Origin of the sequence: Paenibacillus contaminans (assembly GCF_003285015.1) — a bacterium.
GTDB lineage: Bacteria > Bacillota > Bacilli > Paenibacillales > NBRC-103111 > Paenibacillus_V > Paenibacillus_V contaminans.
Genome location: NZ_QMFB01000001.1, coordinates 221,778 through 246,051 on the forward strand (window position 1 = coordinate 221,778; position 24,274 = coordinate 246,051).

General features: G+C 54.6%; 25 protein-coding genes. 22 read left to right on the forward strand and 3 right to left on the reverse strand.

Translation table 11 applies throughout. The features are described 5' to 3' along the window. The first annotated feature begins 65 nt into the window (after nucleotides 1-65). The 5 genes from DQG23_RS01090 to DQG23_RS42800 are packed head-to-tail and all read left to right on the forward strand — an operon-like array spanning nucleotide 66 to nucleotide 4,346. A complete protein-coding gene (locus tag DQG23_RS01090) occupies nucleotides 66-749 on the forward strand; it encodes a response regulator transcription factor (protein WP_113029545.1) in 684 nt (227 codons plus the stop codon). Between the two features lies 1 nt (nucleotide 750). Then, nucleotides 751-2,172, forward strand: coding sequence for a sensor histidine kinase (locus DQG23_RS01095; protein ID WP_113028943.1), 1,422 nt, complete (start codon nucleotides 751-753; stop codon nucleotides 2,170-2,172). Between the two features lie 52 nt (nucleotides 2,173-2,224). Further along, nucleotides 2,225-3,295, forward strand: a complete 1,071-nt coding sequence (locus DQG23_RS01100; protein WP_146762227.1) for a TolB family protein — start codon at nucleotides 2,225-2,227, stop codon at nucleotides 3,293-3,295. Nucleotides 3,296-3,335: 40 nt separating this feature from the next. Next, on the forward strand, nucleotides 3,336-3,827 hold the full coding sequence (locus DQG23_RS42795; protein WP_238177703.1) for a hypothetical protein: 492 nt from the start codon (nucleotides 3,336-3,338) through the stop codon (nucleotides 3,825-3,827). A gap of 42 nt (nucleotides 3,828-3,869) precedes the next feature. Beyond that, nucleotides 3,870-4,346 (forward strand): hypothetical protein, encoded by a 477-nt coding sequence (locus DQG23_RS42800; protein WP_238177704.1) that lies wholly within the window; start codon nucleotides 3,870-3,872, stop codon nucleotides 4,344-4,346. Nucleotides 4,347-4,454: 108 nt separating this feature from the next. On the opposite strand, the gene DQG23_RS42025 is transcribed toward DQG23_RS42800, so the two are convergent. The 3 genes from DQG23_RS42025 to DQG23_RS01115 all read right to left on the reverse strand — a co-directional run bounded on the left by DQG23_RS42025 (nucleotide 4,455) and on the right by DQG23_RS01115 (nucleotide 5,869). After that, on the reverse strand, nucleotides 4,455-4,607 hold the full coding sequence (locus tag DQG23_RS42025; protein ID WP_158560236.1) for a hypothetical protein: 153 nt from the start codon (nucleotides 4,605-4,607) through the stop codon (nucleotides 4,455-4,457). Nucleotides 4,608-4,841: 234 nt separating this feature from the next. Continuing rightward, nucleotides 4,842-5,267, reverse strand: a complete 426-nt coding sequence (locus DQG23_RS01110; protein WP_113028945.1) for a DUF3995 domain-containing protein — start codon at nucleotides 5,265-5,267, stop codon at nucleotides 4,842-4,844. After that, nucleotides 5,264-5,869 carry a TetR/AcrR family transcriptional regulator gene (locus DQG23_RS01115; protein WP_113028946.1) on the reverse strand — a complete coding sequence of 202 codons (606 nt, stop codon included), beginning with the start codon at nucleotides 5,867-5,869 and terminating at the stop codon, nucleotides 5,264-5,266. Before DQG23_RS01115 ends, DQG23_RS01110 begins: the two co-directional genes overlap by 4 nt. A gap of 249 nt (nucleotides 5,870-6,118) precedes the next feature. On the opposite strand from DQG23_RS01115, the gene DQG23_RS01120 reads away from it, so the two are divergent. From DQG23_RS01120 to DQG23_RS01200, 17 genes are all read left to right on the forward strand, one after another. Next, the gene (locus tag DQG23_RS01120; RefSeq protein WP_146762228.1) at nucleotides 6,119-6,544 is read left to right on the forward strand and encodes a hypothetical protein; all 426 of its coding nucleotides are present in this window, start codon (nucleotides 6,119-6,121) and stop codon (nucleotides 6,542-6,544) included. Between the two features lie 27 nt (nucleotides 6,545-6,571). Beyond that, complete coding sequence (locus tag DQG23_RS01125) at nucleotides 6,572-6,766, forward strand: DUF4177 domain-containing protein (protein ID WP_113028948.1); 195 nt, start codon at nucleotides 6,572-6,574, stop codon at nucleotides 6,764-6,766. A gap of 349 nt (nucleotides 6,767-7,115) precedes the next feature. Continuing rightward, complete coding sequence (locus DQG23_RS01130) at nucleotides 7,116-8,342, forward strand: acyl-CoA dehydrogenase family protein (RefSeq protein ID WP_113028949.1); 1,227 nt, start codon at nucleotides 7,116-7,118, stop codon at nucleotides 8,340-8,342. A 12-nt stretch (nucleotides 8,343-8,354) separates the two neighbouring features. Continuing rightward, nucleotides 8,355-9,536, forward strand: coding sequence for an acetyl-CoA C-acetyltransferase (locus DQG23_RS01135; RefSeq protein WP_113028950.1), 1,182 nt, complete (start codon nucleotides 8,355-8,357; stop codon nucleotides 9,534-9,536). A 202-nt stretch (nucleotides 9,537-9,738) separates the two neighbouring features. Continuing rightward, nucleotides 9,739-10,602 (forward strand): 3-hydroxybutyryl-CoA dehydrogenase, encoded by an 864-nt coding sequence (locus DQG23_RS01140; RefSeq protein ID WP_113028951.1) that lies wholly within the window; start codon nucleotides 9,739-9,741, stop codon nucleotides 10,600-10,602. Nucleotides 10,603-10,678: 76 nt separating this feature from the next. Next, the gene (locus tag DQG23_RS01145; RefSeq protein ID WP_113028952.1) at nucleotides 10,679-11,809 is read left to right on the forward strand and encodes an acyl-CoA dehydrogenase family protein; all 1,131 of its coding nucleotides are present in this window, start codon (nucleotides 10,679-10,681) and stop codon (nucleotides 11,807-11,809) included. A 21-nt stretch (nucleotides 11,810-11,830) separates the two neighbouring features. Continuing rightward, entirely contained in the window at nucleotides 11,831-12,730 is a 900-nt protein-coding gene (gene prpB / locus DQG23_RS01150; protein ID WP_113028953.1) for a methylisocitrate lyase, read from the forward strand. Then, nucleotides 12,717-13,838: a bifunctional 2-methylcitrate synthase/citrate synthase gene (prpC, locus tag DQG23_RS01155; protein WP_113028954.1), complete on the forward strand. Its 1,122-nt coding sequence runs from the start codon at nucleotides 12,717-12,719 to the stop codon at nucleotides 13,836-13,838. Before prpB ends, prpC begins: the two co-directional genes overlap by 14 nt. Nucleotides 13,839-13,858: 20 nt before the next feature. Next, on the forward strand, nucleotides 13,859-15,301 hold the full coding sequence (locus DQG23_RS01160; protein WP_113028955.1) for a bifunctional 2-methylcitrate dehydratase/aconitate hydratase: 1,443 nt from the start codon (nucleotides 13,859-13,861) through the stop codon (nucleotides 15,299-15,301). Between the two features lie 30 nt (nucleotides 15,302-15,331). After that, nucleotides 15,332-18,586, forward strand: a complete 3,255-nt coding sequence (gene icmF / locus DQG23_RS01165) for a fused isobutyryl-CoA mutase/GTPase IcmF (RefSeq protein WP_113028956.1) — start codon at nucleotides 15,332-15,334, stop codon at nucleotides 18,584-18,586. Nucleotides 18,587-18,597: 11 nt separating this feature from the next. Then, nucleotides 18,598-19,611, forward strand: coding sequence for a thiamine pyrophosphate-dependent dehydrogenase E1 component subunit alpha (locus DQG23_RS01170; RefSeq protein ID WP_113028957.1), 1,014 nt, complete (start codon nucleotides 18,598-18,600; stop codon nucleotides 19,609-19,611). A 423-nt stretch (nucleotides 19,612-20,034) separates the two neighbouring features. After that, nucleotides 20,035-20,577, forward strand: a complete 543-nt coding sequence (locus tag DQG23_RS01175) for a DUF1697 domain-containing protein (protein WP_113028958.1) — start codon at nucleotides 20,035-20,037, stop codon at nucleotides 20,575-20,577. 656 nt (nucleotides 20,578-21,233) lie between these two features. Continuing rightward, on the forward strand, nucleotides 21,234-21,614 hold the full coding sequence (locus tag DQG23_RS01180) for a GntR family transcriptional regulator (RefSeq protein WP_113028959.1): 381 nt from the start codon (nucleotides 21,234-21,236) through the stop codon (nucleotides 21,612-21,614). Beyond that, entirely contained in the window at nucleotides 21,614-22,465 is an 852-nt protein-coding gene (locus DQG23_RS01185; RefSeq protein WP_202865846.1) for an ABC transporter ATP-binding protein, read from the forward strand. Before DQG23_RS01180 ends, DQG23_RS01185 begins: the two co-directional genes overlap by 1 nt. Nucleotides 22,466-22,467: 2 nt before the next feature. Further along, nucleotides 22,468-23,133 carry an ABC-2 transporter permease gene (locus DQG23_RS01190; protein WP_158560237.1) on the forward strand — a complete coding sequence of 222 codons (666 nt, stop codon included), beginning with the start codon at nucleotides 22,468-22,470 and terminating at the stop codon, nucleotides 23,131-23,133. A gap of 89 nt (nucleotides 23,134-23,222) precedes the next feature. Then, nucleotides 23,223-23,402 carry a hypothetical protein gene (locus DQG23_RS01195; RefSeq protein WP_113028962.1) on the forward strand — a complete coding sequence of 60 codons (180 nt, stop codon included), beginning with the start codon at nucleotides 23,223-23,225 and terminating at the stop codon, nucleotides 23,400-23,402. A 338-nt stretch (nucleotides 23,403-23,740) separates the two neighbouring features. Continuing rightward, nucleotides 23,741-24,058, forward strand: coding sequence for an MTH1187 family thiamine-binding protein (locus tag DQG23_RS01200; RefSeq protein WP_113028963.1), 318 nt, complete (start codon nucleotides 23,741-23,743; stop codon nucleotides 24,056-24,058). Nucleotides 24,059-24,274 lie beyond the last annotated feature (216 nt).

Sequence of the window (24,274 nt, forward strand, 5' to 3'; positions counted from 1 at the left end):
AAACGGCAGCATTATCGGCCATTTTTCCATGTTGCCGAGGGAACGAAACGATCAGGGGGATAAGGATGAATTACAAAATATTGGTAGCTGACGATGAGCAAACGATCGTTAAAGCGATCGCCTACGGCTTAAAGCGCGAAGGGTTTGCGGTTGAAACGGCTTCGGATGGGGAAGCGGCGCTTGTTTTGGTGAAATCGTTCGAGCCGCATGTGGTTGTGCTCGACGTCATGATGCCCAAATTGAGCGGCTTCGATGTTTGCCGAAAGCTGGAAGGCGGGAAAGCGCCGGGCATCTTGCTGCTGACCGCGAAGGATGACATCGTCGACAAAGTGCTGGGGCTTGAGCTCGGCGCCGACGATTATATGACCAAGCCGTTCGATTTGCGGGAGCTGATCGCCCGGGTCAAAGCGCTTTGCAGAAGGCTGGACAAAAATGCTTCCGTTTCGGATACGACAGCAATCGTCATCGGCGATCTCGCGGTGCATATGGAGCAGCGTGCCGTTTTCCTGCGAGGAGAGCAGGTAGGGCTGACGCCGAAGGAATTCGATTTGCTCTCCCTTTTGCTGACAAACCGCAAACGGGTGTTTACCCGGGAGCAGCTGCTCGAGCAGGTGTGGGGAATGTCATATGCTGGCGGAACCCGCACGGTAGACATTCACATTCAGCGATTGCGGACCAAGCTTGACGACAGCGGACAAAATCTGCTGCAAACCGTCTACGGCATCGGCTACCGGGCGGCGGGAGAATAACGTGCGAATAAACTTAAAGTGGAAATTTTCGGCTTTTATCGCCGCACTGCTGCTTTTTGTCGTTATAATGATGAGCTTCGCGGTTCTCAAAGGGATTTCGCAGTATCAGCGGGAACAAACCGAAAGCGCGATGGCGAAGCAGTCGGAAGCGGCGGGAGCCCGGATTCGGCAGGAGTACGTAACCGGAGCGCGCTTGGACGCGGTTACGTTCATGAAGCTGCAGGGCAGGAAGCTGGCGGTCGAGCTTGGGGCGTCAAGCGGCGGGAACCGCGTGCTGCTGTACGACGGAGCCGGCGAAACGGTAGGCGATTCGCTTCCGATGGCCGATTCGCGGGATGTCGGAGAAGCGCTGGCTTACGCGAAGCAAAATAAAATCGCTTATATCGTCAAAGGCGATATCATCGATTACTTGGCGCCGATTGCGGGACCGGAAGGACAGTTAGGTGTCTTCCACTTGCAAGCTTCGCTTGCCGCCCAGCACGTTTTTTATCGGAACGTTCAGCGGATGTTTATTGCCGCCGGCGTTGGCGTGCTTGCCGTAAGCCTCCTTTTCGGCTTCGTTTATATGAATCGTCAAGCGAAGGATATACGCCGTTTGAACGAAGCTGCAGAAAGGATTCGAAACGGGTTTTACGATCGGACGCCCAAGCTGGCAAGGCGTGATGAGCTTGGCGATTTAAGCGACGGCATTGCGGCTATGAGTGAAGCGATTCAAACCAATATTCGCTCACAGAAGCAGTTTTTCAATAATATCAGCCATGAACTGAAAACGCCGCTTACCTCGATACGCGCGTATGCGGATTTGCTTGACATGTATAAAGACGACCCCAAGCTTCTTGAAGAAGCCAGAGAGGCGATCGCCCAAGAGTCGGGCCGTTTATTCGAATTGGTCGAGAATGCGCTCCGCCTGTCCTCGCTGGAAAGGTACGAGTTCGAGCAGCGGCCGGAGAAGGTCGAGCTGAAGGAACTGCTGGAGGAGCTTTGTATGAGGCTGAAGGGGAAAGCGGACCGTTACGGTATCGCGATCAACAAACACTTGCACAGCGCCGAAGTATGGGCGGACAAGGAAAGCTTGACGCATATTTTTATGAATATGCTGGACAATGCGATCAAATATAACGTGCAGGGCGGCTCCGTTACTTTGACGCTGAAAGCCGGCGACTCCGGTCTGGCGGAAACGGAAGTACGCGATACGGGGATCGGCATTCCGGAAGAGCTGCGTGCGCGCATTTTCGAGCCGTTTTATACGGCAAACCGCGACCGGGCAAGGCAATCGGGCGGATCAGGCTTAGGATTGGCGCTCGTAAAGCAGCTGACGGAGAAACAAAACGGCCATATTCAAGTCGATAGCGCAGAGGGGAAAGGCACCCGGTTCGTCATCGCATTCGAGCTGTACGATCGGCGCAAACATTTACAAGTTTGAAACATTCGGACGTTTTGCCGAAATGATTGCGTTTTATACTGCGTTTAGGAGCTTGAAAGGAGGTGCCGATCTGAAGCTCGTTCGGAACAGAAGGCTGACCGCGAAAGCAGGAACCGCCATAATCGTACTGTTCGGCATGCTGTTGTCCGCTTGCAGCGGGGAAACGGGCGAGAAGCTGACGATACTCGAGCCGCCGGCCGGGAGGACGGATTCGATATCGCTTAAGCAGGTCGATCGGATTGACGGTTTTCTCGGCTTGGACTGGTTATCGGACGTTGAAATGATCGGTCGGACGGTAAATGCGCAGCAGGACGATAAGCTGAGCGTTCGTCATTTGCAGAACGGAGATCTTAAACGTATGGATGCCGGAGCGGGCGCAATCGCAAAAATGTCGCCCGACCGCAGGTTTATGATCGTATTCGGCGCTTTGCGCGGCGAAGCCGTTATGGTTAGCGGCGACGGCAAGCGCTCGGTTCCGCTTTCGCTGGACTATGGCGGAGGAGACGGGGCTTGGACGGATGACAACCATTATTTGACGACCATCGTGGAAGCGGACGGGATCGGGCTGGCGCTGGTCGGTACGGACGGCCGAATCGACCCGGTCGGTCCCGGAAGCGGGAATGTACCGAGGCACATCGTCAAGGCGGACATGAAAGACGAACGCTTATATGTGCTCGCGGGGGACAAACAATTATTTCGCATATCGCCCGATATGCAAAATGTTGAGCGAATCGGAACGGGGATTGCCGATTTCGTCCTTTCCCCGAACGGTAAGCGGATGGCGTATGTTGCCGAAACGGCTCCGAATGAGGAGGCGCTGATCATAGCCGATTCCGCCGGCATTCCGGAAGGGAAAGAAGCGGCCAATGGCATGCTGCTGCGCAGACTGTCGTGGTCGCCTCAGGGCGATAAGCTGGCTTTTACGGCATTCGGCATGGAACGTGGAATGAACGGCATCTACGTAATGAATGTCGGCACCGGCGAAGCCGTATCCGTCTCGGTGCGGCACAACGTGAACAGTTTGATCGTTTGGAATCCTAATGGTAGTGCACTTATGGTTGGAGAATCGCTTGACGAAGCTTTGGAGGGGAAACCGTTTACGACCATATACCGGCTGCAATGAGACATCAAACCGTTCTAAACGGGAGAGAAGGGGATTGGTTATGAATAAAAGCAAAGCTAGCATCGCTTTGGCCGTTTCGCTACTGGCAGCCGCGATTTCTGCGGGGTGCGGCAACGGAGAGGGGCTTACCGTAAAAGAGCCGGCGGCCACGGGGGCTTCTCAGCCGGCTTCGGAGACGCCTGCAGCCGACAATAACGAAGAATTGCTGCAGAAGCTTCAAGTCATCGCTTCGCAGGCGAAGAACGCGAAAGAAGTGACCGCATATTTGGATTCGAATATAAGCGAGGCCGATAAAGCGACGGCCGACCGGATGTTTATGGCGATGGAATCGTTCGTAGAAAGCTTTCTGCCAGGGCTGAACGCGAGCTTCTCCGCTATGCTTGCAAAACCCGGCAACGCCGAAACATTCCGCGGACTCGGTTATCCGCCGGACTTGAGCAAAATCCCTAATGACGATCCGCTCAAGGAGTGGTTCGCCAATCAGTTTGCGGCAAAGTTTATGCTGGACGAACATGAGGGAGATCCTTTCTGATCGATTGATTATGATGCTTTAAATCGGACGTATGCGGCTTATTTGTCGGCGGATCTTCGCGATTATCTCGCCATACGCGCAGAGGAATCCAAACGGAAATTTGCGTCGGACGGCGGCTTGCGTATCGACCGGAATGAATTGGCGGAACGGCTCGTCGGCTCGGAGGGCTATCTCGCGGATTATCCTGACGGGCTGAAGCGGGCCGAGATCAAATCGCTGTACGATTCTTATCTGGCTGCATACATTCACGGCTATCGTTATGACGCCATCGACGAGAAAACGATGAAGCTGCTGCCTGCCGTGAAACAGCAATACACGAATTTCATCGGGCAGCACCCGGAGACGAAAACGGCGCAAGTCGTCAAAGCGTACCTGGATATTTTGAATCAGAACAATGATGTCGTGTACAATCCCGGCGTGAAAGGCGAAAGCATACTCGGTTCTCCGAAGTCGAACGTTTCCGAATTTTGGGACGGGCTGGAGGAACGCGCCGGCCGGTTGTTCGATACGAAGAAATAGAGATCACGCGGTATTGTTAAAGAACTAGATGAGTGAACAAATAAGCTTCCAACCCCACTTTCGCCTTTCGCAGTGGTTTTGGAAGCTTTGTTTATTTTTTGGGGACGTTTATTCAAGGAAATTCGTAGCGTACAATGCATTCATCTGCTTCGCTTGGACGGAAGCGGGAATCATACGCATCAGCCCGTTGCGGATGCCGCACAGCAGCCGGCTTTCCATTTGAGAGAGGTTTCTTATCGTCCATGAACGATTCGCAATCATGGAAGTCCTGCCGCTCCGCACCCGTTCAAAATCCCGGAAAGCCGATTCGAAAGTCGGACCCCTATTGACGCTTTGCGCAAGGAAAAGAGCATCTTCAATCCCCTGCCAGGCGCCTTGACCGAGATTCGGCGTGACGGCATGCGCCGCTTAACCCAGTTGTTGCAGCGCAATAGCCGCCGTTAAACCGGCGACGCCTCCGCCGACGATCAGAAACGTTTCGTTAGCCATTTCCGCCTAACCCTCCGTTCGAATTGCCATGAGAAATATAAAGCAAAGCCACAAGCATAAAGGCGTAAACAAATAGCTGTCGAAGGCTGCGAACCGTGACCCTCGAATCCGCTTCAAAAGACCGAAATACCGGAAATCGCCGATTGCTCTCAGTCCGAATACGACGGCGCAAACCCAAGACCCCCACCGGACGACGAAGGAGCCTGTGAATGCCTTTACGAGGTCAGCTTCAAGAAAAAGCAGCGCCGCTGCGGCAAAAAGCAAAAAAGCGACGGCGAGCGTCGCCGTCTGGCCTGGAATAAAGGAGGGCTGCCGCAAAACGGTTTCCGGAATAACGACGCGAGACCCCCACCTTCCGCCAAACGCCCAGTACATATGAAGGCCGCCGATTCCGGCCAGAATCAGTACGGAAATGCCGAAAAGAACAGTCATCGGTCCCCGGCTCCTTCCGGCCGTATCCCCGACCATACGATGTCAAAGTGGCGCCGGAATATCGATTCGACCCGTTCGGATGCGGGATCGGCCGAGAGCCAAATCAACAAAGCGTTGAAGTAAACGCCTGTCAGAACGGCCGCAATATCTTCGCTCGCCGCTTGCTCCGGAAGCAAACCGTTTCGTTTCGCTTCCTCGAGCAGCGTGACCAGGGCGTTTCTGAACAATTGAATGAGGCTCATCTCGTCTAGGAAAAACAGACCGGAGCGGACTATTTCCGATATCATCAAACGAATCATTTCGGGGCGTTCGTCATATCGCTGAAACAGGCTTTCGAATAGAAGCATCAATTGGTCTTTCAGATCGGGTACGCCTGCGTTACGCCGAATGCTGTCGTTCACCGCTTCGAGCTGAGTTTTGCCCAGATGTAGAAGGACGGATTCCTTCTTCGGAAAGTAATTATAGAACGTTCCTTTTGCAATACCGCAAGCTAACGTGATTTGCTCCACCGTAACGTTTTCGAACCCTCGTTCGCCGAACAGCTTCAAGGCTTGTATGAAAATTTGCTCTTTCAATTCTTGCTTTCTGGCTGCTCTGAGCATGTTGAGGCACCGCTCCTTTTCAAAATAATGACCTCGGTCATAAAATGACTATAGTCATTATTATAGGCGCCTTTCCTTTTTATTCAAGGGATATGGCAGCCGATATATGTCTTTTTATAGAACGTTGACCAGGGGAGACGATATCGCCATAAAGCCGACTAGCGGGCTGCAGCTGTTTGAATAGTGGGGACTTTTCCGGCGGGCAAGAGGAATATTCGATCATGAATCGAATCATTAATGTGGGAATGCATGGCAATATCCGGGAAAGCGGGCGAAGCGGCTATGATCTTCATCGTCTCAGTCGGTATTTTGATGATCCTGATCGTTGCGGTTGCATGTCTGGCGTTTTATCAAAGCGCAATAGCGGCGGGGAAGCGTGCAAGCAAAACGCGGTTTATCATGATTGCCGGCGCGTTGTCTATCGTGATCGGCATTGTTTTTTATTACGGCCCTTTGCATGACCCATTAAACAAGCGGGAAGGCGTTCGGCTGATCAAGGCGCATTACCGAGAGCTGGCTTGCGAGGATGTAAGCATCGTTTCGAGCAGCCATCAAACCCATTTTGCAACCGGCAAAAAAATGTACGACTTTTTCGTATACCATGTGAAGGCGTGCGGAGCCGTACAAAATTATCATTACGACGTTTTGGCGGACAAGCTGTATGCAACAGATTGAGCCTGCTAAAGAAAGGAAGTTTACAAAATGGAGCATTGGGAATATAAAACGTTGAAGGTTAAAACGGGCGGTTTTCTCGGAGGCAAAATCGATGAGAAGGAGTTCGAAGATCAATTGAACGCTTACGGACGCGAAGGTTGGGAGCTCGTTTCATGCTTCGACACGAGCAAGTCGCAGGGCGAATCGAGGGATATCATTTCCGTATTCAAAAGAAAAAGATAGTTTGGAGGGGCGCCGATTCGGCGCTCTTTTTTTGTTTAACAAAAAATATATCGTAGAAGCAGCTCTAAACCGCGGTAAACGCGCCAGCCCTTAAGTCCTTAAGGAAGGCGAAACCGTTTATCCTTGTGTTCGGCAGAAATGGAATCGGCTCACAGTGACAGGGAGTGGTCAAAAAAACGTTAGCCTTAGACGTACCGCCTGCTCGTCTTCCAACAATGCTATCATGCAGCCTTCGTTGCGCTCATATACTACGATACGCGCAAATACCGTCGAACTTTGTCCACTTCTATATAAGGAGAAGCAAGCTTCGTTCAGCGTAAGCTGAACGCCTTTGAAGGAGGGAGGAGGAATGCGGTTTCGATTATCGGAAGAGCACGAGATGACACGTTCGGTCATACGCGAGTTTGCCGAGAAGGAAGTGGCGCCCTCCGCCGGGAGGCGTGATGAGGAGGAGCGGTTCGACCGCGGGCTTTGGACGCAAATGGCCGCTTTGGGCTTAACGGGTATCCCGTGGCCGGAGCGGTATGGCGGAGCGGGGAGCGATGTTCTGGCTTTTGCCGTCGTCGTGGAGGAGCTTTCCCGGGTTTGCGCTTCGACCGGAGCAGCGCTCGGCGCACATACGCATGCCGGGTGGCTCATCGGCCGATATGGCGGCGAAACGTTGAAGCGGGATTGCCTTCATCCGTTAGCGAGCGGCAATCTGCTCGGGTCATGTGGCTTTCCGCATGACATCGCCCGCAAGAGTTCGGCCGACCGGCGTCATAAAGCGCCAGTTCGTGCGCAGGGAGTTGTAGAGGGAGCTGCAGAGGAAGCGATCAAGAAGGCCCCATCAGGGTTAGAAGTGAGCTTTTGTGAGGATGACGGCGATTTTTTGCTGAACGGAACGTTTCCGTACGTAAACGGCGCGGAAGAGGCGGATTTGTTTGTTTTTCATGCGGCAGGCTGCCGCGATAACCGCGAACGATCGGCACGTGATTTGACTTTCGTGACGTGGAAAGAAACGCGGGGTATAACCGCCGGAGCGAAGAAACGAAAGCTTGGACTGCGCGCCTGGCCGACGGGCGAAATCACGTTTCAAAACAAACGGCTATCAAGAGAACATATCATCGGCGAATCGGAGCTGAGCAGGGAAATCGTATTGTCGTCGCACGATTTCCGGCATATAAGCGATGCTGCGCAAGCTGTAGGCATTATGCAGGGAGCGCTTGAAGCGGCGGTCGCTTACGCCAAGGAAAGGAAGCAATTCGGGGAACGGATCGGCAGAAGGCAAGGCATTTCGTTTAAGCTGGCCGACATGGCCGCGAAGCTTGACGCCTCGCGTCTGCTGACGTATCAAGCCGCATGGCGGCTGGACGAGGGGTTGTCCTGCGGCAAGGAGGCTGCCGCTGCCGGCGCTTTTTCCGTTCAAGCGGCAGTCGCTTCAGCGATCGAAGCGGTTCAAGTGTTCGGCGGATACGGGTATATGCGCGAGTATCGGGTGGAACGTTTTTTGCGGGATGCCAAATGCTTGCAGGCGAATGCAGGGGAAGAACGGATGCGCGGGGAGACGATCGAGCAATTGCTGGCGGATAACTAAGGGGGTGTCCGAGTGGGCGAAACGGTCATAATCGGCGGAGCCAGAACGGCCTTCGGCAAATTCGGAAGCGGCTTTAAGCAAGTGAAAGCCTGCGAGCTCGGGGCTGCCGCAATTAAAGGAGCATTGAACGGAGCCGGAATGCCGGCCGATAAGCTGGACGGGGTCTTGATGGGCATGGTGCTGCAGGCAGGGGCCGGACAAAATCCAACGCGACAAGCCGCAAGAGTCGCCGGAATCGATTGGGGCATACCTGCGGATACGATCAACAAAGTATGCGCCTCCGGCATGCGGGCACTTACGACTGCGGATCAAATGATTCGCTCCGGCGATGCGGAAGCGGTAATGACCGGCGGGATGGAAAGCATGAGCGGCGTCCCTTACGCCATTCCTGCCGCAAGATGGGGATTGCGCTTCGGCGAAGCGGTGCTGACCGATCTGATGATTCACGACGGCTTGCAGTGCGCTTTTGCCAATGTGCATATGATCGTGCATGCAGGCCGTTCCGCGCGGGAATACGGCGTCAGCAGGGAAGAGCAGGACGAATGGGCTCTGCGCAGCCATAACCGTGCGATGGAAGCGATCCGGCAAGGTAAGCTTGCGGAAGAAATCGTTCCGGTAACGGCTCCGGGCAAGGATGGAGCGGTCGTCATCGATACGGATGAAGGTCCGCGCGCCGATACGGATGCAGCCAAGCTTGCCCGGCTGCGGCCTGTCTATGACAGCGAAGGGACGATTACGGCAGGAAATGCTCCTGGCACAAGCGACGGTGCTGCGGCTTTGCTTGCCGCTTCGCGTGCATTTGCCGAACGCGGCGGATATGCCCCGCTTGCCCGCATTATAGGCCATGCGGCGGTCGGTACGGAAGCTTCAGGCATAGCGGTAACGCCTGCGCTTGCCATCCGCAAGCTTTTGAATAAGACCGGATTTAAGCTTGATGATATCGACTTGTTTGAGGTGAATGAAGCTTTTGCGGCTGTGCCGCTAATTTGCGGCAAAATGCTCAGCTGGGATGAACGAAAAGTGAATGTAAACGGCGGCGCTGTCGCCCTCGGACATCCGATCGGAGCAAGCGGAGCGAGAATCGTGCTGACTTTGATCGCCGAGCTGAAGCGCCGGGGCGGAGGACTTGGCATAGCGGCGATTTGCAGCGGGGGTGCGCAGGGCGATGCGGTATTGCTGCAGGTGGACGGGTAAAACCGGATGAGCGGCGGCGACAATCCTGCTTTGCCGAGCGTGGTCGATGAGTACTTGCGGCTCCGCGCCTGTGCTTGCAGATCTCGAGTTTGCCCGGCAATTATCGGGTGCGTATTGGAAATCGAAAACTGCGATTCCCCGCAGTAGGCCGATAAGTGCCGGCAGTCAACCGGAAAACAGCGTATAAAACCGGGGTGATGGTATGAATATCCGCAGCATGGTGGTCGTCGGCGCCGGCCAAATGGGCAGCGGCATTGCCCAAACGGCAGCGGCCCGCGGATTCGCCGTAACGCTTTACGATATCGACCGGGCGGCGACAGACCGCGGAATGGCGTCGATCGGCCATTCGTTATCCCGCTTCGTGAAGAAAGGGCGATTGACGGAGGAGCAAAAATCGGCCTGTTTATCGCTGATTTCTCCTTCAACCGATATGTCGGCTGCGGCCGGTGCCGATTTTGTCATTGAAGCGGCGCCGGAGCGGCCGGATATCAAGCGGGCGATTTTCAAAGAGCTGGATCGCTTATGTCCGCCGCATGCCATTCTGGCGACGAATACGTCGTCATTGCCGATTACCGATATCGCGGCGGCGACGAAGCGGCCGGAGAGCGTGATCGGCATGCATTTTATGAATCCGGTGCCCGTCATGCCGCTTGTCGAAGTGATCCGCGGTTTGGCGACATCGGACGAAGTTTGCGCGAGAGTTATGGCCTTTGCGAAGGAGCTTGGGAAATCGGCAGTCGAGGTGCAAGATTTTCCCGGCTTTGCGAGCAATCGCATTCTCATGCTGATGATCAACGAAGCGATATTTGCCGTTTATGAAGGCGTTGCGGAGCCGGATGCGATCGATCGCGTCATGAAGCTGGGCATGAACCATCCGATGGGGCCGCTCGAGCTTGCGGATTTTATCGGGCTGGATACATGTCTTGCCATTATGGAGACACTTGCCCAAGGCTTCGGCGATTCGAAATACAGGCCTTGTCCGCTCCTGCGGAAATACGTCGCGGCGGGCTGGCTCGGTCGCAAAACGGGCAGAGGCTTTTACTCGTACGAACAGCAAAGCGGGTAAGCTATCCAAATCTGCCCTTTTGATGATGCAGCGGTATCCGGATGTTTGGCTAGCCTCGGGAAAGGGGGCGCGGATGATGGAGCTCCGTTTGAACGATCGGCAAGCGGCGGTGCAGAAGGCGGTTAAGCGGTTTGCGGTCAATGAAATCGGCCCAGCCGTCGAACGAATGGAAGCATACGACGAGTTTCCGGAGGCGCTGGTGAGCAAAATGGCCGGGAAACGTTTGATGGGCATTCCCGTTTCGAAGGAATGGGGCGGCTCCGGCGAAGACTTCATTTCGTATATCGCCGCCATAAACGAAATATCGAGAGTTAGCGCTGCGGTCGGCGTGATCGTATCGGTCCATACGTCCGTTGCAACGCTGCCGATTTTGCAGTACGGCTCGGATGCGCAGAGAAGCAAATACGCAACGAGGCTCGCCTCGGGGGAGTGGCTGGGCGCGTTTGCACTAACGGAGCCCCAGGCCGGCTCGGATGCCGGTTCGATCCGGACATCGGCTGTAAGGAATGGAGACGGCTACCGGTTGAACGGATCGAAGATGTTCATCACGAATGCAGGAGCGGCAAACGTTTATGTCGTTTTTGCCCTCACGGATCCAGCCAAAGGGGCGAAGGGCATTACGGCGTTTATCGTCGAGAATAAGACGCCCGGATTTCGCATCGGGAAAAAGGAAAAAAAGATGGGGCTGCACGGCTCGAATACGTGCGAGCTTCTGTTCGACAATATGTTCATTCCGGAAAACCAGAGGCTGGGCGATGAAGGCCAAGGCTTCGACATTGCCAAAGGATCGCTGGACGGCGGGCGAATCGGCATAGGAGCGCAGGCGCTAGGTATTGCGGAAGCGGCGCTTCAAACCGCCAAGCGTCATTTGCGGCCACATCGCACGGCCGTGCGGCCGACTGCGCTTCACGCTCAGCTGGCCGAAATGACGGCGGAGGCGGAGGCGGCGCGTTTGCTTGTGTATCGTGCCGCCAGCATGCGCCAGGAAGGCGAGCCTTGTACGGCGGAGGCGTCGATGGCCAAAATGTTCGCCTCGGATGCCGCCGTAAAGATCGCCGGCGAAGCGGTGCGGCTGCTTGGACCGGCCGGCTGCTCAAAAGAGCTTGCGGCAGAAAGGTACTTCCGCGACGCCAAAGTGACGCAAATTTATGAGGGCACGAATGAGATACACCGGATCGTGATCGGAAATCAGCTTTTGAATAAATGAAGAAGGCGGTGAACGAATCGAATGAGCACATCTCCCGGTATACGGCTTCGCGAGGCGGCGGCAGCGGAAAAACCGCTGCAGGTCGCAGGGGCGATTAATGCCTTTGCGGCGATGCTTGCGGAACAGGCCGGCTTTCGCGCCCTGTACGTGTCCGGAGCGGGCGTCGCCAATGCGTCCTTCGGCATGCCCGATCTCGGCATCACGACGTTGAACGATGTGCTGGAGGACGTTCGGCGCATAACAAGCGTAACCGGTCTTCCGCTGCTCGTGGACGCCGATACAGGCTTCGGAGGCGCTTTTCAAATCGCGCGTACGGTTAAGCAAATGTCGCGGGCGGGAGTGGCGGCCATTCATATCGAGGACCAGGTCGCCGCCAAAAGATGCGGACATCGGCCGAACAAGGCGATCGTTAGTCTTGCCGAAATGACCGACCGGATCAAAGCTGCGGCGGATGCGCGCGAGGATCCGGCATTCGTCATCATGGCTCGCACGGACGCCCTTGCCGTAGAGGGCTTGGAAGGGGCGATCGAGAGGGCTTGCGCATGCGTCGAAGCCGGGGCGGATATGATTTTTCCGGAAGCGGTCGTTTCGCTCGACCAGTACCGCAAATTTGCGGACGCTGTCCAGGTGCCGATTCTCGCGAATATGACCGAATTCGGGCAAACGCCGCTGTTCACGGTAAAGGAGCTGGAGGAGTCGGGAGTCGGGCTTGCGTTATATCCGTTATCGGCGTTTCGCGCGATGAGCGCGGCTGCATTACAGGTTTACCGCATCATTCGCACGGAAGGCACGCAGCGGAATGCGATCGACAGCATGCAGACCCGTTCCGAGCTTTACGATGTTCTTCGTTATTACGACTACGAGCGGAAGCTTGACCAGCTGTTCGGAATGGCTAGGGGGGACGAAAATGACGGCGAATAAAACGGGAGGGCTGGCGGACGTCATAGCCGGACAAACGGCGATATGCACAGTCGGCAAATCGGGCAAAAATCTTCACTACCGGGGTTATTCCATCGCGGATTTGGCCGCTTCGGCTTCGTTCGAGGAAACGGCGTATTTGCTCATTTACGGAAAGCTGCCCGGGCAAGCGGAGCTTCGGCAATACCGGAACAAGCTCGCTGAGCTGAGAAGGCTTCCGGATAAGCTGAGGAAAGTACTGGAGCTGCTTCCCGGCACCGCTCATCCGATGGATGTGCTGAGGACCGGCTGCTCCGCCCTTGCGGCGTTCGAGCCGGAGGAGGACGGTTGGAGCGAAACCGACATCGCGGACAGACTGCTGGCGTGTTTCCCGACGATGCTGCTTTATTGGCACAATCATCATGCGAATGTAAACAGAACGAATGCGGTAATAGCGGATGAGCGTATCGCGGCTTATTTCCTCCGGCTCCTGCATGGCTGCGAGCCGGAGGAGGAGCATGTCAAAGCGCTCGACGTTTCGCTGACCCTGTACGCGGAGCATGAATTCAACGCATCGACCTTCGCGGCGCGGGTGACCGCATCGACCCGGTCGGATATGTATTCCGCAGTCACGACGGGAATCGGCACCCTGCGGGGACCGCTGCACGGCGGGGCGAACGAAGCGGCGATGGAGCTGATCGAGCGGTTCCAAAACCCTGACGAGGCGGAAGAAGGCATCATGCGTTTGCTGGAGCAAAGGCAGCTCATCATGGGCTTCGGCCATCGCGTCTATACGGTATCGGATCCGAGATCCGACATCATCAAGCACTGGTCGAAGAAGCTTTCCGAGAAAGCGGGTAATAACCGGATGTACGCAGTCTCCGAACGGATCGAAGAGGTGATGCGGAGGGAGAAAAAGCTGTTTCCGAATCTCGATTTTTACAGCGCATCCGTGTATCGCTTGATGGAAATACCGACCCGGATGTTCACGCCGCTGTTCGTCTTTTCGCGAATCAGCGGTTGGGCGGCGCACATCATCGAGCAGCGCGCGAATAACCGGCTGATCCGGCCGAGCGCGGACTACGCGGGTCCTGAACCGCTGGCTTGGCTGCCTCTTGCCGAGCGTCCTTGAACGAAGAACGGAGGTGCGCGATGTCAGAACGCAGCAGCAACGCGAGACCGGAGCCCGACGCGCTGCTTACGGAAATTGCCGATTACGTCGCCGATTATACGGTCGAAAGCTCAGAGGCCTACGAGACGGCGCGCCTTTGCCTGATGGATACGCTTGGCTGCGGCTTGCTAGCGCTTCGTTATCCCGAATGCGCAAAGCTTCTCGGGCCGGTCGTGCCCGGCACCGTCGTTCCGGGCGGCTCCCGGGTCCCGGGCACGCAGTTTGTGCTGGACCCGGTAACCGCCGCCTTCAACATCGGCTGCATGATTCGCTGGCTGGACTACAACGACACGTGGCTGGCCGCTGAATGGGGCCACCCGTCCGACAATTTGGGCGGCATACTGGCAGCTGCGGATTACATCTGCAGGATTGATTCGGCGGAAGCACGGCCGTCCTTGACCGTACGGGATGTGCTGACAGCCATGATCAAGGCGCATGAAATTCAGGGTGTGCTCGCGCTGGAAAACAGCTTCAACAGGGTCGGACTGGACCATGTGATCCTTGTGAAGGTGGCTTCAACAGCGGTCGTCACCCATATGCTAGGCGGGACGAAGAAGGAAATCGTCAACGCTGTTTCGCAAGCGTGGATCGACGGACATCCGCTGCGGACCTACCGGCATCTGCCGAACACGGGACCTCGCAAGTCATGGGCCGCCGGGGATGCGACAAGCCGGGCGGTACGGCTCGCATTGATGACCTTGAAGGGGGAGATCGGATATCCTGCGGCCTTGTCAGCCCAAACATGGGGCTTTAGCGACGTGTTGTTCAACGGCAAGCCGGTGAAGCTGGCTAAACGCTTCGAAACATACGTGATGGAACATATTTTGTTCAAGCTATCGTTCCCCGCCGAATTTCACGCCCAAACGGCTGTAGAATGCGCGTTGACGCTTCATCCGGAGGTAAAAGACAAGCTGGACGAGATCGACAGGATCGTGCTCACCACACATGAATCCGCGATCCGCATTATCGACAAAACGGGTCCGCTGCACAACCCAGCCGACCGCGATCACTGCCTGCAATATATGGTGGCGGCTTCGCTCGTATTCGGTTCGCTGACGGCCGATCATTACGAGGACGAAGCTGCCGGCGATCCGCGCATCGATGCGCTGAGGGAGAAGATGGAGGTTGTCGAGGACACGCGGTATACCCGCGATTATATGGATCCGGCCAAACGCTCGATCGCCAACGCGGTTCAGTGCTTTTTCAAGGACGGTACGGCCGGGCGAAGAGCGGAGGTCGAATACCCGCTGGGCCACCGCTTCAGACGGCGAGAGGGAATTCCGCAGCTTGAGCGGAAATTTGCGGCGAATTTGTCGACCCGGTTCCCTTCCAGGCAGGCGAAGGAGATCGAGCATATATGCAGGGACCGCGAGAAGCTGGAGCGAATGCCGGTGAATCGTTTTGTCGATATGTTCGTCATTTGAAGCGGCTGCCGCAAGAAGGAGGGGTCCGCCATGGGCCGCGCGAAGCATAAGGCAAGATTCGTTACCGCTTCCGCTTTATTCGACGGTCATGATGCCTCTATCAACATCATGCGCAGAATGCTGCAGGCGAGCGGCGCCGAAGTCGTCCACCTCGGCCATAACCGCTCCGCTCTCGAGGTCGTGGAGGCGGCGATCCAGGAGGATGTACGGGGGATTGCCGTTTCCTCCTATCAAGGCGGTCATATGGAATATTTCAAGTATATGATCGACCTGCTTCAAGCAAAGGGCGCCGGACATATTCGGATTTACGGCGGAGGCGGAGGCGTCATTTTGCCGGCGGAAATCAAAGAGCTGCACGCTTACGGGGTGTCCCGCATCTTTTCGCCGGAGGACGGAAGAACGCTCGGCTTGCAAGGGATGATCGACGTGATGATCGAGCAGTGCGTAACTCCGCGTTCCAAAGATGTTGTTCCGGATTTGGAGGCGTTGTTCCGGAAGGATCACCGGAGCGTCGCCGAGTGGATCACCGCTGCGGAAAAAACCGCCGCCGGCGAGCCGGTCCCCATGGAGGTGCTGAAAGCGCTGGATGGCTTGAAGCAGCGCTCCGGTAACGCTCCCGTCGTCGGCATCACAGGTACGGGCGGCGCGGGCAAAAGCTCGGTGACCGACGAGCTTGTCCGCCGGCTGCTGAGACACGACCCGGCTGTGACGATCGCGGTTTTGTCGGCGGATCCGACGAAGCAGCGGACGGGCGGCGCGCTGCTCGGCGACCGTATCCGGATGAATGCCGTTTTTTCCGAACGCGTTTATATGCGCAGCATGGCGACGCGGGCATCCGGGAAGGAGCTGCCTGACGCAATCGGCCAATCGATAGCCGTGCTGAAGGCGGCGGGCTTCGACCTCGTTATTGTCGAAACGAGCGGAATCGGGCAAGGCGACAGAAGCATAGCGGAAGTCGCCGACGTTTCCGTTTATGTGATGACCGGCGAGTTTGGAGCTTCCACTCAGCTGGAAAAAATCGAGATGATCGACGAAGCCGATCTGATCGTTATCAATAAATTCGAGCGTAAAGGATCGGCGGACGCGCTTCGCAGCGTCCAGAAGCAGATGCAGCGGAGCCGCGGCTTGTTCGAACAGCCTTACGAGACGATGCCCGTGTTCGGGACGATCGCCAGCCGATTTCATGATGACGGCGTCAATTCGCTTTTTGCCGCGCTTATCGGTGTGCTGAACCGGAAGTGTGCGTTCAACCTTAAACTGCCGGAGCTGTCCCCGGCGTCAGCTGCAGCAGCTGCGGGGCAGCGCCATACGGTCATTCCGGGCGAGCGGACTCGGTATTTGAGCGAAATCGTGCGCGCTTTACGCGATTACCGGGCCTTTGTCGAACGCGAGGCGGCATGCGCCAGAGCGTGCTACCGGATCGAAGGGGCGATCGAAGCGCTGCGGCAGGAAGAGCCGCTGCAGCCGGAGCCGATTCAAGCGCTGGAACGGCTTAAACGCAAGCACGAAGAGCGGCTTCATTCCGAAACGCGCCGTATGCTCGAACAGTGGCCGGAGCTGGTTCGGTCGTATGCGGGTTTGGAGGCTTCGGCTGTTTCCGTGAAAGGAGAAAACGCTGCGTTTGCGACCGTCACCATGTCCGGCTTGCGCGTGCCGAAGGTGAGTTTGCCGGCCTTTCGGGATTGGGGTGATCTCGTCGGTTGGTTTTACCGCGAAAATGTTCCCGGCCGGTTCCCGTACACCGCCGGCGTGTTTCCGTTCAAACGGACCGCGGAGGATCCGAAACGCCAATTTGCCGGCGAGGGAACGCCGGAAAGAACGAACCGCCGCTTTCATTACTTATCGCAAAACGATGAGGCCAAACGGCTGAGCACCGCATTCGATTCCGTAACGCTTTACGGCGAGAATCCCGACGTGCGGCCGGATATTTTCGGAAAAATCGGAGAGAGCGGCGTCAGCGTCTGCACGCTGGACGATATGAACAAGCTGTACGCAGGCTTTGACCTGTGCCATCCGGCGACATCGGTATCCATGACGATTAACGGACCCGCGCCGATTCTTCTCGCCATGTTTATGAATACGGCGATTTCGTACCGGCTCGAGCGCTTCCGGGAGGCGAACGGGCGGGAGCCGGCGGAGGATGAGGCGGATGCCATTCGCAAGGAAACGCTGAAGCAGGTGCGCGGGACCGTTCAAGCGGATATTTTAAAGGAGGACCAGGGGCAAAATACGTGCATTTTTTCCACCGAATTTGCGCTTCGGATGATGGGAGACGTGCAGCAATATTTTATCGAGCATGAGGTGAGCCATTATTATTCGATTTCGATTTCCGGATACCATATCGCGGAGGCGGGCGCCAATCCGATTTCCCAGCTCGCTTTTACGCTGGCTAACGGTTTTACGTATGTGGAATATTTTTTGTCCAGGGGGATGCGGATCGACGATTTTGCGCCGAATTTGTCGTTTTTCTTCAGCAACGGGCTGGACCCCGAATATACCGTTATCGGCAGGGTGGCCAGGCGGATTTGGGCGGTTGTGATGAAGGAGAAATATAAAGCGAACGAGCGCAGCCAGAAGCTGAAATATCATATCCAGACGTCGGGCCGTTCATTGCACGCGCAAGAAATCGATTTTAACGATATTCGCACGACACTGCAGGCGCTTATGGCGATTTTGGACAATTGCAATTCGCTTCACACGAATTCGTATGACGAAGCGATTACGACGCCGACGGAGGAGTCGGTCCGCAGAGCGGTGGCGATTCAGCTGATTATCGGCAAAGAGCTTGGTCTTGTCAAAAACGAAAATATGCTGCAGGGCTCGTTTATCGTCGAGGAGCTGACCGCGCTTGTCGAGGAGGCCGTCCTGCTCGAGCTGGAGCGGATCAGCGATAGGGGAGGCGTGCTCGGCGCAATGGAAACGCAGTATCAGCGAGGTAAAATTCAAGACGAGTCGCTAGTTTACGAAACGAAAAAGCATAACGGCGAGCTGCCGATCATCGGCGTCAACACGTTTTTGCGGGCGGATCGTCACGCGGAAACGGAAACGAGCATTCCGATCGCCCGCGCTTCCTTGCAGGAAAAACAGCAGCAAATCGGCAATTTGCAAGCTTTTCACGAAAGAAACAAGGGGACGGTGCAGGCGGCGTTATCCGAGCTGCAGAGGGTGGCGCTGGAGGGCGGCAATATTTTCGCCGAGCTGATGAATACGGTCAAGGCGGCTAGCCTCGGTCAAATTACGCATGCGCTTTACGAGGTCGGGGGCCGGTATCGGAGAAATATGTAGGGGGGAGCGCCATGCAGCCGCATCGTTTCAAGAGGCATCGGCAGTACGGATTATCGGATGAACAAGCGATCGGCATGTATACGTACATGCTGCTGGCCCGAAAGTTTGACGAGCGGACGCTGACGCTGCAGCGTGCCGGGAAAATCGCCTTCCATGTTTCCGGCATCGGCCAAGAAACGGCGCAGGTGGCGGCGGCTTATGCGCTGCGAAAGCGGCATGACTGGTTTCTGCCCTATTACCGCGATTATGCCTTCGTTCTGGCAATCGGCATGACGTCGAGAGAGCTGATGCTGTCCGTATTCGCGAAAGCGGAGGATCCGAATAGCGGCGGCAGGCAAATGCCGGGACATTTCGGCTGCAAACGATTGAATATCGTTAGCGGCTCGAGTCCGGTGTCGACCCAAGTGGCGCATGCTGCGGGCGTCGCTTTCTCGATGAAAAGAAAAGGCGATGACCGCGTCGCCTTCGTGACGTTCGGGGAAGGCGCGAGCAACCAGGGCGATGTGCATGAAAGCTTCAATTTTGCGGCGATCCATAAGCTGCCGGTTATTTTCATGTGCGAAAACAACCAGTATGCGATTTCCATACCGGCGCACAAGCAGGTTGCAGGCAGTGTAGCCGGGCGCGCGGCGGGTTACGGCTTTCCCGGCGTGCGCGTCGACGGCAACGACGTGTTCGAGGTGTACCGTACGGTGAAGGATGCGGCTGCGCGCGCGCTGCGCGGCGACGGGCCGACCTTGATCGAAACGATGCTGTACCGGTTGTCGCCGCACTCGACGGCGGACGACGACATGCTGTATCGGACAAAGGAAGAGGTGGATTACCACAAGCTAAAGGACGGGGTGCTGCAGTACCGGCGTTACTTGCTCGATTGCGGTATTTTGACGGATGAGGAGGACGAGGCGTTGACCGCAATGGTCATGCGGGAAATCGACGAAGCGACGGCTTACGCCGATCAGGCGGCTTATCCGGCTCAGGAGGATACGCTGCGGCATGTGTATGCGGAGGAAAACCGGTCCGGGTAGAATCGAACCGGATTCGGAAGGTTGTATCCGGTTGGCAGCATGGAGGCGTTTGGGCTAAGGCTGTTATCGCTAATGGTTGAAAAGCTGTTATCCGGTCGCGATGAAATCGACTGGGGACGGCTTTTTTTGTATACAAGTAACGGGGGGGGATCAAAGTATAGAAGAAAGTTGTGATTGCCATGGCAAACTATACAAACACCCTGTCGCTTCTACATGCCGGGAAGCTTGTCAACGAGTTGAGCGCTAAATCGTTTCGGAACATAACGTCTCTTTAGGTGAGGCGAGTTCTAAAGGAAGCCACGCCCGTTATTCTGCTTAAAAAGCTTTTTCCAAAACTAACGGATCATTGGTAGAGGTTGAAGTGAAAGCCCTGCATTATGGTATACTGTTTGCGGTCATACTTTTAGAAAGCGGGTACTCGATATGAATACATACATCGCGCTGCTGCGCGGCATAAATGTAAGCGGGCAAAAGCTGATCAAAATGGCCCATCTAAAAGAAGTTTTCGAAACGATGCCGTTCGGCCGGGTACGCACGTATATTCAAAGCGGCAATGTGCTGTTCGAATCGGACGATCGCAATACGGACGAGTTGTGCGTTCGGATCGAGCGCAAGCTGAAGGAGGTTTATGGCTTCGATGTTTCCGTCGTCATCAGGTCCGTAGGCGACCTGGACGCGATAATCGCCCGGAATCCGTTCCTTGTCGACATGCTTAAGGATGGCGAGAAATTATATGTCTCCTTCTTGTCCAAGGAGCCGGCAGCTGAGGCAATGGAAAAGCTGATGTCATATCGGAGCGAAGCGGACGATTTCCAGATCATCGGACGCGAGGTTTACTTGTTGAGCCGGCAGGGCTACGGCAAATCGCTTATTTCCAACAACTTTGTCGAGAAAAAGCTGGGCGTTATCGCTACGACTCGCAATTGGGAGACAGTCAACAAGCTGGCGGTTATGGGCAAGGAGTAAGCTGAAAGGTTTGGTTCTATAATTAATGAAGTTAACTATTAATGAAATAAATGAAGTTGTTGTGAAGAGATTTTCATGTCGTTCCCTGTCATATAGCGTACGGATAAACCATTCCCCTTATAAATCGGAGAACCCCTCGCGAGTAAATCGAATATAGCCTCCCATTCCGTTTATTGCAGCGGATCCGGAGGCTATATTCGAATGTCATGCTATTATAATAGAAATAGTCTGGATGAGGAGGAAATCGCCCGGCATAACATCTGGTTAATAGGTAGAGAACGCATAGATTACTAAATATTACTTGTGCTCATCCGTTCGTTTCTTTGTTATTCTTGAAGCGAAGGGTGGGATCCGGATGTTATATCATGTCATTCATACGCGAACATTTGAAGTGAAAACGATGAATCCAAACGATATATTGGATATGGAGTATGATGATGAGGATCGGGTAATCATCACAGGGCATGATCAGCAAAATTACTATTTGCTGGCCAGTAAAGACCTAATAACCGAGCCATAGTAAAGTATGGGGCCTGCGCGAATGCGGGCCTTTTTTTGTTGGCAAAAATGAAGTCAAACTTATTTGCAAAAACGTTTCTTCGGTATATACTGTATATATACGATATATACGATATACGATTTGATGGGGTGTTATCATGAATCTATCCGTATCCCTAACGTCCGGGGAACCGATTTATTCGCAAATCAAGGAGCAAATCAAAAATCAGATATTGACGGGACGGCTGCAGGAAGGCGAGCATCTGCCTTCGATCCGCACGCTTGCTCAAACGCTTAAAATAAGCGTGATCACAACGAAGCGAGCCTATGACGATTTGGAGCAGGAAGGTCTCGTCGTATCGGTATCGGGCAAAGGCACCTTCGTATCAGGCACCAATGCGCACTCGCTGCGCGAGATCAAATACCGGGAGCTGGAGGAGCAAATCAAGTCGATTGCGGCGCAAAGCAGAGCGCTCGGTTTGAAACGCGCGGAAGTGAAGCAGCTATTTGACATTTTCTTTGGCGAGGAGAATGAATGATGCCCATTATTGAATTTCGCGGATTTTCCAAACGCAACGGAGATTTCCGGCTGGAGGATGTAAGCTTCCAAGTCGAACAAGGTTATATTACCGGCTTGATAGGCCCGAACGGCTCGGGTAAAACGACCCTCATCCGCTCCATGATGAATTTGGTTCGTCCGGATGCGGGCGAGGTGCTTGTGTTCGGCGATTCCTACGCGTTTAAGGAGCGGGAAATCAAACGCAGGATCGGCTTCGTGTACGATGAGGATTATTTCTATGATCATTTGACGATTAACGAAATGAGGAAAATCATCGCATCCTTTTATCCGTCCTGGAACGATTCGGTGTTCCATTCCTATTTGAAGCAGTTCGGCGTACCGGAAAAGCGGAAGGTCGGCGATTTGTCCAAAGGAACAAAAACGAAGTTCGCGCTCGCCGCTGCGCTGGCCCATGAACCGGAGCTTCTGATTATGGATGAGCCGACGTCGGGGCTGGATCCCGTTTTTCGCAGAGAGGTGCTTTCGATAATAAGCGAGTATATTCGGGACGGCGAACGGTCGGTGTTGTTTTCCACGCATATAAGCGCCGACTTGGAGCGTATCGCCGATTACATCGTTTATGTCCGAAACGGGAAAATAAGGTTTACCGGCAGCAAGGAGCAGCTGCTGGATACTTATATGCTTGTCAAAGGACCGGTCGGCCTGCTTGAGCGTATGAAGCTTCCATTTGCGGGGATGTTGCAAACGGCGCTCGGGTTCGAAGGACTGCTTCCGATCGAGCATTATAGCGAAGAGCTGACGGGTGCCGGTGTTGCTGCGGAAAGGCCTACGTTAGACGATATCCTGGTGTATACGCAGGGAGGGAAATGACGATGGGACAGCTCATTATGAAAGATATCCGGATTCAGAAAAAGTACATTTTGCTCGGCTTTCTTTTTGTCGGTTTTGTCTTTTTTGCGCTCGGCGCTTTCGAAGGGCTGCCTCTTTCGATGCCGGCCGCTATTTTCAGCCATTTCCTCATTGTGGTTGCGAGCAAATCCGATGAAAAGAACAATAACGGTCGATTGCTCGCTTCTATGCCGTTAAGAAGACGCGACATCGTGACGGCGAAATATTTGGGTATGTTCGTTTTTGCGGCGTTTGCGTTCGCATTGACTGCCTTTTGGAGATTGTTGTCCGCCTCGGTATTGCCTGCGAATGAATTGCCATGGTTCGATTTGCCTTCTACATTGCTGACTATCGCCATTTTGCTCGTCTTTTATTCGATATATTTCCCGCTATTTTTTGCTTATGGCTCCCGAATTTCCCAGGTGCTCGATTTAGTCGTCATCTTTGCGGTTGGCGGCGCCGTCGTCATTACATTTCGTATCATCGAATGGACGAACGGAGGAACGGGGATTTTGCTTCGCGACTGGTTATCGCCGGATTCCGGGCTTGATCTGACGACGATCGGTTTATGCGGGGCGGGCTTCGGTCTCGTATTAACGGTGATTTCTTGGTTTGCGGCAGTTGCGTTATATGAACGCAGAAGCTTGTAGAACGGATAAAAATTAATTCGTGCAAACATACGTTCTTTCATGGTATGATACGAATTGGAGAATAATGAGAGAATTCCGGGAGTGAATAGATGACTAAGAATCAGGCAATCGACAAAGCGAAGAGATATTACCGGGAATCCGGCGATTCCTATTATGTCATGAGAGACGAGCAATCGGAATTTTATGTCGTCTTGAACAAAAGCCAATACCATGAACGGCTTATCGGTGATGCGGCCGGCCGCGAGTCCGTCGTGTTCAGCATCGAATAACGGCTCCCGATACGGGGTGGAGGGGAATTCGCCATACGAACGGAAGCTAGTTTCGTTGATCGGCAAGCCATTCGCGGGATTGTCTCTAATTGGATAACCGCAGACTTCTAAGACGCCGGTAATCGTTTATCCATACAAACATGCGACTTCAGTCGTGAGCGCTACATTGCCGGGTAGTACGGAAGTCGTGCCGGTCTCGGCTTTTTTGTCAATTTATTGTTTGCTTCTACAAATATGTCGGATTTCTGTCAACTGCAGGCTGTTTCTATCGATTTTTGCGCTTGCCTGGGAAATGTCCGGGTAATACCAGTGAAAAACATGCAGAAGGATGTGTGAAAATGGCCATCGTACAAGTCACTATCGTTCCGCTCGGCACGGGGACGACTAGCGTAAGCGGCTATGTGGCGGCAACCCAGCAGGTGCTTGAGGAAGCGGCCGAAGCGATATCGTACCAGCTTACCCCGATGAGCACGATTATCGAAGGGGAGTTGGACGATCTGCTTGCCGTAGTCCGGCGAATGCATGAAGTGCCGTTCGATCGGGGAGCGGTTCGCGTCTCGACTTCCATAACAATCGATGATCGCAGAGACGTCAAAGGGACGATGGAGCAGAAGCTGCGCTCTGTCGAACAGAAGCTGCACGGTGAACGCGAGTGATCGCGTTTTTTTAAATAGAAGGAACTGCATAGCGTCATGAAAAATGTCCGGCAAAGTCTATCCTCGTCATGCGGCGTTCGCAACAGACGAAGGCTTGCGGGGCTTTTTTTGTTTCCAACCGTTTATCATGCGGGCAGGTTTCACAGTTTGTTAACAGGCGCTTCACACATTGTTAACAGGTATAGCCCCGAGGAGTCATTTAAAGGGAGGCTGAAC

Bases quoted from the DNA above. Each gene is read 5' to 3' on its own strand.
- DQG23_RS01145 (WP_113028952.1), top strand. From the start codon at position 10,679: ATGGAGCTCCGTTTGAACGATCGGCAAGCGGCGGTGCAGAAGGCGGTT.
- DQG23_RS01190 (WP_158560237.1), top strand. From the start codon at position 22,468: ATGGGACAGCTCATTATGAAAGATATCCGGATTCAGAAAAAGTACATT.
- DQG23_RS01160 (WP_113028955.1), top strand. From the start codon at position 13,859: ATGTCAGAACGCAGCAGCAACGCGAGACCGGAGCCCGACGCGCTGCTT.
- DQG23_RS01140 (WP_113028951.1), top strand. From the start codon at position 9,739: ATGAATATCCGCAGCATGGTGGTCGTCGGCGCCGGCCAAATGGGCAGC.
- DQG23_RS01200 (WP_113028963.1), top strand. From the start codon at position 23,741: ATGGCCATCGTACAAGTCACTATCGTTCCGCTCGGCACGGGGACGACT.
- prpB (WP_113028953.1), top strand. From the start codon at position 11,831: ATGAGCACATCTCCCGGTATACGGCTTCGCGAGGCGGCGGCAGCGGAA.
- DQG23_RS01120 (WP_146762228.1), top strand. From the start codon at position 6,119: ATGGCAATATCCGGGAAAGCGGGCGAAGCGGCTATGATCTTCATCGTC.
- DQG23_RS01180 (WP_113028959.1), top strand. From the start codon at position 21,234: ATGAATCTATCCGTATCCCTAACGTCCGGGGAACCGATTTATTCGCAA.
- icmF (WP_113028956.1), top strand. From the start codon at position 15,332: ATGGGCCGCGCGAAGCATAAGGCAAGATTCGTTACCGCTTCCGCTTTA.
- prpC (WP_113028954.1), top strand. From the start codon at position 12,717: ATGACGGCGAATAAAACGGGAGGGCTGGCGGACGTCATAGCCGGACAA.
- DQG23_RS01110 (WP_113028945.1), bottom strand. From the start codon at position 5,267: ATGACTGTTCTTTTCGGCATTTCCGTACTGATTCTGGCCGGAATCGGC.
- DQG23_RS01125 (WP_113028948.1), top strand. From the start codon at position 6,572: ATGGAGCATTGGGAATATAAAACGTTGAAGGTTAAAACGGGCGGTTTT.
- DQG23_RS01090 (WP_113029545.1), top strand. From the start codon at position 66: ATGAATTACAAAATATTGGTAGCTGACGATGAGCAAACGATCGTTAAA.
- DQG23_RS42795 (WP_238177703.1), top strand. From the start codon at position 3,336: ATGAATAAAAGCAAAGCTAGCATCGCTTTGGCCGTTTCGCTACTGGCA.
- DQG23_RS01175 (WP_113028958.1), top strand. From the start codon at position 20,035: ATGAATACATACATCGCGCTGCTGCGCGGCATAAATGTAAGCGGGCAA.
- DQG23_RS42025 (WP_158560236.1), bottom strand. From the start codon at position 4,607: ATGATTGCGAATCGTTCATGGACGATAAGAAACCTCTCTCAAATGGAA.
- DQG23_RS01185 (WP_202865846.1), top strand. From the start codon at position 21,614: ATGCCCATTATTGAATTTCGCGGATTTTCCAAACGCAACGGAGATTTC.
- DQG23_RS01130 (WP_113028949.1), top strand. From the start codon at position 7,116: ATGCGGTTTCGATTATCGGAAGAGCACGAGATGACACGTTCGGTCATA.
- DQG23_RS01170 (WP_113028957.1), top strand. From the start codon at position 18,598: ATGCAGCCGCATCGTTTCAAGAGGCATCGGCAGTACGGATTATCGGAT.
- DQG23_RS01195 (WP_113028962.1), top strand. From the start codon at position 23,223: ATGACTAAGAATCAGGCAATCGACAAAGCGAAGAGATATTACCGGGAA.
- DQG23_RS01115 (WP_113028946.1), bottom strand. From the start codon at position 5,869: ATGCTCAGAGCAGCCAGAAAGCAAGAATTGAAAGAGCAAATTTTCATA.